Here is a 9,825-nt window from a genome sequence, read left to right on the forward strand (position 1 = left end):
AGGAGTACGTGTCCCTTCGCTGTTTCGCGCTTTGCGCGAAAGGCGCGTTACTTTGGGATGGGTGGGGAACGTGGTTGTTGCGGCAACTGGCCCTCGCCAGAAATTACCCCTGGCGTACTTGTACCTCTCTTCCCTCGTGCTACACTTGCAATTGCTGTTTCAGGGCGGGGTGGAATTCCCCACTGGCGGTAAATCGGGCGGTGCCAAAGGGGCGCCGTGGAGCAGGCGAGGCGTCTGCGACCGAGCCGATGAGTCCGCGACCCGTGCGTGTGTTGGTTCGCATGCCGGCTGAACTGGTGAGATCCCAGTGCCAACGGTTAGAGTCCGGATGAAAGAGGCAGGTGATCTTAATGTCTGAACAGTCGCAGCATATCCATTTTGAGAACACGAATAGGTGGAGCACCAAACAGCTCGTTACCATGGCGTTGATGTGCGCCTTGGGAGCGCTGTTTATGTATGTGCAGCTGCCCATCCTTCCCTCGGCACCGTTTTTGACGTATGACCCGTCGCTGGTGCCGGCGATGGTGTGCGGGTTTGCGTATGGCCCCGGTGCCGGTACTGCTGTTGCCGCCATGGCGATCGTTATCCATGCGCTCACTACGGGTGACTGGGTCGGCGCGCTTATGAATCTGGTTGCCACGCTGGGCTACATTCTGCCCGCGGCTATCGTCTACCAGAAGATGCATACCTATAAGGGTGCCGTGATTGGCCTGGTGCTCGGCGTTATTGCCGCTACGGCGTTGTCTATGGTCGCAAACCTTACCATTGGCGTATGGTTCTGGTATGGCTCGGTCGATGTGATCGCCCCGCTCATGATTCCTGCCGTGCTGCCGTTCAACCTTATCAAGACCGTGCTTAACTCGGTATTGACGCTTGCGGTGTACAAGGCGGTTTCCAACCTCATCACGCCTAAAAAGGACCAGGTCAAAGGCCGCGCATGATTGAGTGTCGGGGCGTTTCCTTTAGTTATGACGGTGCCGCACCGGCGCTCGACGGCGTCGATCTGAACATCGAGGACGGGGAGTTTTTCTGCATCCTCGGTGGCAATGGGTCGGGCAAGTCGACGTTTGCCAAGCATCTGAATGCGCTGTTGCAGCCCGATGCGGGCACGGTACGCATCAACGGCATGGATGCGTCCGACCCCGAGCTGGTCTACGACATTCGTTCGACCGCGGGCATGGTATTCCAGAATCCCGACGACCAGCTGGTGGCAACGCTTGTCGAAGATGACATTGCGTTTGGTCCCGAAAACCTAGGCGTGCCATCGGCGCAAATTGCGCAGCGCGTACGCGAGGCGCTGAAGGGCGTGGGCCTGGTGGGCTTTGAGCACCACGAGACCCATGCGCTTTCGGGCGGCCAAAAGCAGCGCGTGGCGCTTGCCGGCGTGCTTGCCATGGAACCGCGCGTGCTCATATTGGACGAGGCTTCCTCGATGCTTGATCCGCGTGGGCGCAAGGCCCTCATGAAGGCTTGCCGCGCGTTGCACGATCGCGGCATGACCATCGTGATGATTACGCACTTTATGGAAGAGGCCGCCGAGGCCGATCGTGTCGCGGTGTTTCGGGCGGGGCATGTTGCCATGCTGGGTACGCCCGAGGAGATTCTGACGCGGGCGAATGAACTCGCTCAGCTCAACCTGGATATGCCGGCGTCGTGCTGCTTAGGTAGGACACTTCGTGCGAAGGGCGTGCCCGTTTGCGCGCAGGTACGTGAGGCGGATATGGTCGCCGAGATTGCGCAGACTTATGCCGAGCGAAGTGGGGCAGGCACCGCGGGGCAGTCTTCCGCATCCCAGTTGGAAATCGCTGACGGCACTGTTCCGGTAGACAACGAGGGCAACGCGTCGGAGCCCGTCATAGAGCTATCCCATGTTTCGTACAGTTATTCGCTCAGTCCGCGCGAGCGCCGCCGCTGGCATAAGCGCTCGGCCACTGCGGGCAAATCGAGCAAACAGGCTCTCTGGGGAAACGACCCCAGCAGTCCGTGGGCGCTGCGCGATGTATCGCTGACGGTGCGTCGCGGCGAGTTCCTGGGGCTAGCAGGCCATACCGGCTCGGGTAAATCGACTCTGGTCCAGCATCTCAACGGGCTGATCCGTCCGCAGGAGGGAAGCATTTGCGCGCTGGGGCTCGACCTATCAAACAAGAAAGACGCCGCTGCGGTTAAGGCCAAGGTCGGCGTGGTGTTTCAGTATCCTGAGCGTCAGCTGTTTGCCGAAACCGTGGCGCAGGACGTGGCGTTTGGTCCGCACAACCTTGGCTTGCCGCAAGATGAAGTCGACCGTCGTGTCGAGTCATCGCTCTCGCGCGTGGGCCTCGATCTTTCCACGGTCGGCGACAAGAGCCCCTTTGAGCTTTCGGGCGGCCAGCAGCGTCGCGTGGCGTTTGCCGGCGTGCTCGCCATGGAACCTGAGGTGCTGGCGCTCGACGAGCCCATGGCAGGCCTCGATCCGGCTGCCCGCAGGGATTTCCTGGAGCTCATTGGCCGTTTACATGACGAAGGCCTGACCGTTGTCATGGTTTCGCACAGCATGGATGACCTGGCAAATTGTTGTGACCGTATCGTTGTGATGAACGAGGGCGCGGTGTTTGCCGAGGGAACGCCCGCTCAGGTTTTTGCGCATGCGGATGAGCTTAAATCAATCGGCTTGGGTGTTCCCGCCGCCCAGCGCATGGCGCTGGCGCTCGCGAAGGCAGGCGTGCCGCTGCGCTTTGACGGCCTCTATACGGTTGAGTCGCTGGCAGACGAGTTGGTGGACCTGCTAATCGGTCGCTCGGGCGGTCCTTCTAACGTCGCGGACATTGCTAAATCCAAGACGGTCGCGCGAGAGGAGGGCTGCTAATGGAGGCGTTTTCGTTTGGCAGCTACTATCCCGGCGATAGTGCGATCCACCGCCTAGACCCGCGAACTAAGTTGCTCTTGGGCTTTGTGTTTCTGATCACGACGCTCACAGTCAGCAGCTTCCGCGGACTGGCCCCGGTCGCAATCTTCGTTGTCCTGATCTATGCCGTGTCCCGGGTGCCGTTGCGCCGGGTCCTATCATCGATGGCACCATTGCTGGCGATTGTCGTGGTGGTCGCAGTGCTCAACCTGTTTTCCGACCAGAGCGGGCGCATCCTGTGGCAGCTCTGCTTTCTGCAGATAAGCGAGGGCTCGCTGCGTTCTGCCGCCTTTATGGCGTGCCGCCTGACCCTGATGATGGCCGGCATGAGCGCCATTACGCTCACCACGCCCACGCTCGACCTCACCGCGGGCTTTGAGCGTCTGCTCGCACCGTTTGCGCGCGTGGGGCTCCCTGCGCATGAGCTCGGCATGATCATGGGTATCGCGTTGCGCTTTATGCCGCAGTTCGCCACCGAGATGAAGCAGACGGCGGACGCGCAGGCAAGCCGCGGCGCGCGCGTGACGTGCGGTCCGCTCGGCGGCGTGCGTATGCTCGGCAGTGTGGCGATTCCGCTGTTCACGGGCGTGTTCCGTCATGCCGAGACGCTTTCGGCCGCCATGGATGCCCGTTGCTATCATGGCGAGCAGGGCCGCGCACGTTTGCATGCGCTTGCATTTGGCCGCAGCGATGCGTTGGCGGCGGTGGTGACGGCGTTGCTGCTCATCTGCGTCATCGTCATCAATCTTCAACTTGTTTAGGCGCGATTCGAGCGCAAGAAAGGGGTCCCTATGACCGACAACGACCGCACGGCTCAGCTTGAGCGCGCCTGTTCGTATCTCAGGCGCATTCCGGCGTGGTATCTGGCCACGACCGATGTGGCCGACGGGTATCAGCCTCGCGTGAGGCCGTTTTCATTTGCCATGGTCGATGACGGTAAGCTGTGGTTTTGCACATCGCGCGACAAGGATGTGTGGGCGGAGCTGAGTGCGAATCCCAAGTTTGAACTCTCGGGCTGGAAGCCGGGGGAGTGCTGGATCGTGTTGACCGGCGAGGCCGCACTTGAGGACGACGCAGTTGCGAGCGACAAGGTGCGTCAAGCGGGTTTTAAGCACATGGTGGGCATCGGCGAGGAACACGAGAGCGCCAACGACGGCCGCCTTGCGTTCTTCTCGGTCCGCAACATTGCCGCGCGCTTCTGTGATATCGACGGCAGCGAGGAGCGCCTGGAGCTCTAATTTCCCAAATTGATTACCCATTCCAAAAAGACTGGTCAGGCGACAGGAGGACACATGGACGGATTGAATACGGTGTTGGAGTATCTGACGTCGGTGCCGGCATGGTATTTGGCGACGAGCGTTGACGGACAGCCTCATGTGCGTCCGTTTTCGTTTGCGCAGATCCAGGATGGCAAGCTGTGGTTTGTAACAGCGCGCACCAAAGACGTGTGGCAAGAGCTGCTACAAAATCAGCGCTTTGAGGCCACGAGTTGGTGGCCGGGCCATGGCTGGCTCATCTTGCGCGGGCGTGCCGGCTTGGATGACCGGGCTTCGAGCGAAATGCGCGAAGCCGGGTGGAAGCATCTAGAGCGCCTGGGTGAGCACTATGAGGGGCCTAACGACCCCACGCTCGTCTTCTTTAGCGTCGAGGATTCCGAGGCTTTTATCTGCAATCACGACGAATGGGTGCCGGTCGAGCTCTAGCCAGCTGGCTCATCCTAACAACTTGGTTTTCGCATGGGCGGGCCCCGTATTGCCCGGCGCCGTTAGGAGCGCCGGTCAATACGGGGCCCGCTCCATTTGTCAATTCCTTCGAGCGAATGTGTCGGGAATGTTTCAATGCATGAATATGCAAGTCATTTACGTGTTCATGCATCTTTTGGTGCTAAAGTTTCAAGCCACTTCATAACGACCGCTGCGAAATGCGCATCGGTGCATAAATCGCAGACAAGGAGTCTGATATGTCTTTGAAGGTTGGAATCGTCGGCGCGGCTGGATATGCCGGAGCCGAGCTCATTCGCCTCGTGCTCGGTCATCCCGAGTTTGAACTTGTTGCCATTACGTCCAACGCTGATGCCGGCCAGCCGTTGTCTGCGGTGTACCCGAGCTTCACCGGCGTAAGCGATCTTGTCTTCACGACGCATGATGCCCCCGAGCTCAAGAACTGCGACGCGGTATTTTTGGCCGTGCCGCACACGGCTGCCATGGCTCAGGTGCCCGCCCTGCTTGCCGCGGGAGTCTCCTGCATTGACCTCTCGGCCGACTATCGCCTGAGCGATCCGGCCACCTTTGAGGCCTGGTATGCCGCCGAGCACACGAGCCCCGAGTTGCTCAAGACCCGCGCCTTCGGTCTGCCCGAGCTGTTCTGCCAGGACTTAGAGACCGCTGCTTCCAACCATGCCGCTGGCAGGCCCGTGTTGGTCGCCTGCGCCGGCTGCTATCCCACCGCAACGAGCCTTGCTGCCGCTCCTGCCGTGCGTGCGGGCTGGGTGGCTGAGAACGGTCCCGTGATTGTCGATGCCATTAGCGGCGTGACGGGCGCCGGTAAGTCCTGCAACGCCCGCACCCATTTTTGCAGCGCCGACGAGAACTTGGAGGCCTACGGCGTGGGTAAGCATCGTCACACGCCCGAAATCGAGCAAATCCTTGGTCTAACAGATCGCGTCGTCTTTACCCCGCACCTGGCACCGCTCAAGCGCGGCCTGCTCTCCACGGTGACGCTGCCGCTCACGCCGCAGGCCATCGACTCCCTGACCCTTGAGGACGTTGTCGACTATTACAAGCAGTTCTACGCTGGTCGCACTTTCGTGCGCGTACTCGACGCCGGCCAGCAGCCCAAGACGGCTTCGGTCGTCGGCACCAACGCCGCCCAGATCGGCCTCGCGCTCAACAAGTGCGCGGGCGTGCTGGTGGCGACGGGCGCCATCGACAATCTGTGCAAGGGCGCTGCGGGCCAAGCAGTCCAGTGCGTCAATATCGTCTTTGGCTTTGACGAGCGACGAGGCTTGCCCACAGTGGCGTGCCCGGTGTAGCACATTCGATTGTTAACGATTTGGTAGTCGGGCATCGAGTGGGGCGCCACTCTTAAGCTGGTCTCATGATCACGACTGGCATGGCGCACCAACCGATGTCCGTTTTTTGTTTGACATAAGGAGTCATAAAGACGATGAATACCGAGCTGTTTGATATCAAGATTCGCGCCGTCGAGGGTGGCGTTACGGCTGCGGCTGGTTTTAAGGCTGCAGGCATCCACGCTGGGTTCCGCAAGAACCCCGAGCGTCTGGATTACGCGCTCGTCGTGCCCGATAAACCCTGTCCCGGTGCCGGCGTGTTTACCACCAATCGCTTTTGCGCGGCGCCCGTGCAGGTGAGCCGTGCCAACCTGGGCGGTGCCGACAAGGGCTACGGAATCATCGCCGGCGTTTCGGTTAACTCTGGCAATGCTAACGCCGCCACGGGTGAGACCGGCCTTGCATGCGCGCGCGAGACGTGCAGCATCGCATCGCAGGTCATCGGCTGTGAGCCCCAGCAGATTCTGGTTGCCTCCACGGGTGTGATTGGCCAGATTCTGCCGATCGACACGTTTGAGACCGCCATTCCTGCCGCCTACGAGGCGCTCTCCGCCCACGGTGGCGCCGATGCCGCTCGCGCCATCATGACGACCGACACGCACTCCAAGGAGTACGCCGTGTCCTACGTCAGCGAGGCGGCGGGTCATGCGGGTAATGTCTATACGGTAGGCGGCATGTGCAAGGGCTCGGGCATGATCATGCCCAACATGGCCACCATGATCGCAGTTATCACCACCGATGCCCCCGTCGAGCCTGCGGCACTTCATGCCCTGCTGCTCTCGACCGCCAAGCAGACTTTTAACAAGGTAACGGTCGATTCCGACACCTCGACCAACGACACCTGCATCATGCTTGCCTCCGGCGCCGCTGCCGCAGATGCCGAGGCCATCGTCGAGGGCACTGATGCCTTTGACGAGCTGGCCTTTGCCGTGCACGAGGTGTGCGAGAGCCTGGCGCGCAACATTGCGGCCGATGGCGAGGGTGCGTCAAAGCTCGTGACGGTTAACGTTACCGGCGCCGCTAACGACGAGGAAGCCGATATCGCCGCCCGCGCCGTTGCCAACTCGCCGCTCGTTAAGACCTGCATCGCCGGCCACGACTGCAACTGGGGCCGCGTTGCTATGGCGCTTGGTAAGTGCGGCGTGAAGTTTAATCAGGAAGACGTTTCTATCGACATGATGGGCATGCCCGTCTGTCGCGACGGTCTGACTGTTCCCTTTGACGAGGACGAGGCTCTACGACGTTTCGAAGCGCCCGAGATCGTGATCTCGGCCGACCTGGGCGCAGGCGACGCGGCAACGACTGTGTGGACCTGCGACCTCACGCACGAGTACATCTCCATCAACGGCGACTACCGTTCCTAGATTCCAGGCACGCTGCGTATCTTGCCGCGATTGCGGACAGCGGAGCACGGCGCGATAACGATACGAAAGACGAGGCAGATTATGAAATTCGCACGCGATTGTCGTTCGAGCGAATCCAACGAAGCAACCGCGCAGCTGCTGTTCGAAGCGCTGCCGTGGATTAAGAACCTGACCGGCAAGACGGTTGTTATCAAATATGGCGGAGCCGCCATGGTTGATGAGCAGCTGCGCCGCGACGTGATGAGCGACATCGTTTTGCTCAAGATCATCGGTATGCGCCCCGTCATCGTGCATGGCGGCGGCAAGGCTATCAACGAGGCGCTGAGCCATTACGATATTCCCGTCGAGTTTAAGAACGGCCAGCGCGTGACCACGCCGGCGACTATGGATATCGTGCGCGAGGTGCTGGGCGGCAAGGTCAACCAGGAGTTGGTTGCTGCCATCAACCACCACGGTAACCTGGCCGTGGGCGTGTCGGGCAGCGATGCCGGCACGCTCATCGCCGAGCCGCTCGACCCCGAGCTCGGTCGCGTGGGCAAAGTGACGCACGTCAACACCGACTATATCGAGCGCTTACTCGATAGCGAGTACATCCCCGTCATCGCTACCGTCGCGGCGGGGGAGGACGGCGGTTTCTTCAACATCAACGCCGACACCGCCGCCGGTGCCGTTGCCGCGGCGCTCCACGCGCATAAGGCGATCTTTTTGACCGATGTCGATGGTCTGTACAAGGACTTTAGCGACAAGGACTCGCTTATCTCCAACCTAACGCTCGACGAGGTTAACGAAATGCTCTACGGCGGCGAGGTCGATAAGGGCATGATTCCCAAGCTGCGTGCGGCTGTCGACGCGCTTACCGCTGGCGTGTTCCGAGCCCACATCATCAACGGCACGACGCCGCATTCGCTGCTCCTGGAGCTGCTGACCGATGCCGGCGTCGGCACCGTGATCCATTCCACCGAGACGGCGTACGAGTTCGATACGCATCCGCATCCGCTTTCGACGTTTGCTGCGCGTCTGACCGAGAACCTTGACGAGGTCGAGAAGCTTCAGACGGTCTAGCTGACCCGCAGCCGCCCCATTCCTGCACCCATAGCCCCGCGCCGTCTGGCGCCCAACGAAAGGCATCCCATGTCACTTGCAGCTCAGCAATCGCTTGAATCCCATTACGTTATGCATACCTTTGGCCGCTCTCCGGTCGAGTTTGTCGAGGGTCACGGCATGAAGCTCACCGGCGACGATGGCCGTGAGTACCTCGACTTTCTTGCCGGCATCGGCGTGTGCAGCCTAGGTCATGGCGACCCGGCTGTGCTCTCGGCGCTCGAGGCACAGACCAAAAAGCTCATGCATGTCTCCAATTACTTCTACATCGAGCAGCGCGGACAGGTCGCGGCGCTGCTGTCCAAGCTTGCTAACGACGACGTAGATGGTGCGCGCGTTCTTGCCGATGCCATTGTCGCCGGCGATGAGACCACGGCAGCTGCTCTTGGTGCCCCGGCTGCGGGCGAGCAGGTGTGGGAGACGTTCTTTGCCAACTCCGGCGCCGAGGCCAACGAGGGCTCGATGAAGCTTGCGCGCCTGTACGCCAAGCGTGCCGGTAATGGCGGCAACACTATCGTGTGCATGCGCGGCGGCTTCCACGGCCGTACGCTCGAGACTATTGCGGCCACCATGCAGGATTGGCTGCAGGACAGTTTCCGCCCGCTGCCGGGTGGCTTTGTGGCCTGCACGCCCAACGATGTCGATGAACTGCGTGCAATCTTTAAGCAGCTGGGGAGCGAGATTTGTGCCGTGATGCTCGAGCCGATCCAGGGTGAGAGTGGCGTGCACCCCATGACCGAGGAGTTTATGGCTACGGCGCGCGACTTGGCGCACGAGGTGGGTGCCGTGCTTATCGCCGACGAGGTCCAGTGCGGTATCTTCCGCACGGGTAAGCCGTTTGCGTTCCAGACCTATGGCGTGGAGCCCGACATCATGAGCCTTGCCAAGGGCATTGCCGACGGCGTGCCCATGGGTGCCGTCGTGGCAAAGAAGGAGATTGCCGACGTGTTTAAGCCGGGCGACCACGGCTCGACCTTTGGCGGTAGCTGCTTGGCCATCGCGGCGTGTGCCGCGACGCTCTCCGCGCTCGTGCGCGGCGATTATGCCGACCATGCTGCCAAGGTGGGCGCCTATATGGAGGCAAAGCTCGCCAAGCTGCCGCACGTGACCGAGGTACGTGGCCGCGGCTTGATGCTCGGCTGTGATTTGGATGATGCCGCGGGCGACGCGCATGATGTTGTTGCCCGCGCGCTGGCCGCCGGTGCCGTGATCAACGCTACGGGTGCGCATACGCTGCGTTTCCTGCCGCCACTTGTCTGCGAGGAAGCCGACGTGGACAGCCTGATCGAGATACTGTCGGGTGTTTTGGGCTAACGCGGCGCAATAACTCAATTTTGACCGGGTTCCGGAGGTGGCGCGCGCAGACGTGGTGTAAGAGCGTCCTGAGGTCCGTCGCTGCAAGTCCCGAT

9 protein-coding genes and 1 riboswitch are annotated in these 9,825 nt (G+C 61.1%); all 9 genes read left to right on the forward strand.

Annotated features, from left to right (window positions below; translation table 11 throughout):
* Positions 1-151 precede the first annotated feature (151 nt).
* A riboswitch (FMN riboswitch) is annotated at positions 152-344 on the forward strand.
* A 6-nt stretch (positions 345-350) separates the two neighbouring features.
* The 9 genes from DW870_RS03745 (at position 351) to DW870_RS03785 (ending at position 9,730) form a co-directional block, all read left to right on the forward strand.
* On the forward strand, positions 351-941 hold the full coding sequence (locus DW870_RS03745; protein ID WP_055252299.1) for an ECF transporter S component: 591 nt from the start codon (positions 351-353) through the stop codon (positions 939-941).
* Positions 938-2,842, forward strand: coding sequence for an energy-coupling factor transporter ATPase (locus DW870_RS03750; RefSeq protein WP_117848002.1), 1,905 nt, complete (start codon positions 938-940; stop codon positions 2,840-2,842). Before DW870_RS03745 ends, DW870_RS03750 begins: the two co-directional genes overlap by 4 nt.
* Positions 2,842-3,642 (forward strand): energy-coupling factor transporter transmembrane protein EcfT, encoded by an 801-nt coding sequence (locus DW870_RS03755; RefSeq protein ID WP_117848004.1) that lies wholly within the window; start codon positions 2,842-2,844, stop codon positions 3,640-3,642. Before DW870_RS03750 ends, DW870_RS03755 begins: the two co-directional genes overlap by 1 nt.
* A gap of 30 nt (positions 3,643-3,672) precedes the next feature.
* Complete coding sequence (locus DW870_RS03760; protein ID WP_117848005.1) at positions 3,673-4,119, forward strand: pyridoxamine 5'-phosphate oxidase family protein; 447 nt, start codon at positions 3,673-3,675, stop codon at positions 4,117-4,119.
* A 54-nt stretch (positions 4,120-4,173) separates the two neighbouring features.
* Positions 4,174-4,584 (forward strand): pyridoxamine 5'-phosphate oxidase family protein, encoded by a 411-nt coding sequence (locus tag DW870_RS03765; protein ID WP_117876894.1) that lies wholly within the window; start codon positions 4,174-4,176, stop codon positions 4,582-4,584.
* 257 nt (positions 4,585-4,841) lie between these two features.
* Entirely contained in the window at positions 4,842-5,912 is a 1,071-nt protein-coding gene (gene argC, locus DW870_RS03770; RefSeq protein ID WP_117876896.1) for an N-acetyl-gamma-glutamyl-phosphate reductase, read from the forward strand.
* A gap of 134 nt (positions 5,913-6,046) precedes the next feature.
* Positions 6,047-7,315, forward strand: coding sequence for a bifunctional glutamate N-acetyltransferase/amino-acid acetyltransferase ArgJ (argJ, locus tag DW870_RS03775; RefSeq protein WP_199573593.1), 1,269 nt, complete (start codon positions 6,047-6,049; stop codon positions 7,313-7,315).
* An 81-nt stretch (positions 7,316-7,396) separates the two neighbouring features.
* Positions 7,397-8,377: an acetylglutamate kinase gene (gene argB / locus DW870_RS03780; RefSeq protein ID WP_117798529.1), complete on the forward strand. Its 981-nt coding sequence runs from the start codon at positions 7,397-7,399 to the stop codon at positions 8,375-8,377.
* Between the two features lie 69 nt (positions 8,378-8,446).
* A complete protein-coding gene (locus DW870_RS03785) occupies positions 8,447-9,730 on the forward strand; it encodes an aminotransferase class III-fold pyridoxal phosphate-dependent enzyme (RefSeq protein WP_117848012.1) in 1,284 nt (427 codons plus the stop codon).
* Positions 9,731-9,825: the final 95 nt, after the last annotated feature.

It is taken from the genome of Collinsella sp. AM38-1BH (genome assembly GCF_003467545.1).
GTDB lineage: Bacteria > Actinomycetota > Coriobacteriia > Coriobacteriales > Coriobacteriaceae > Collinsella.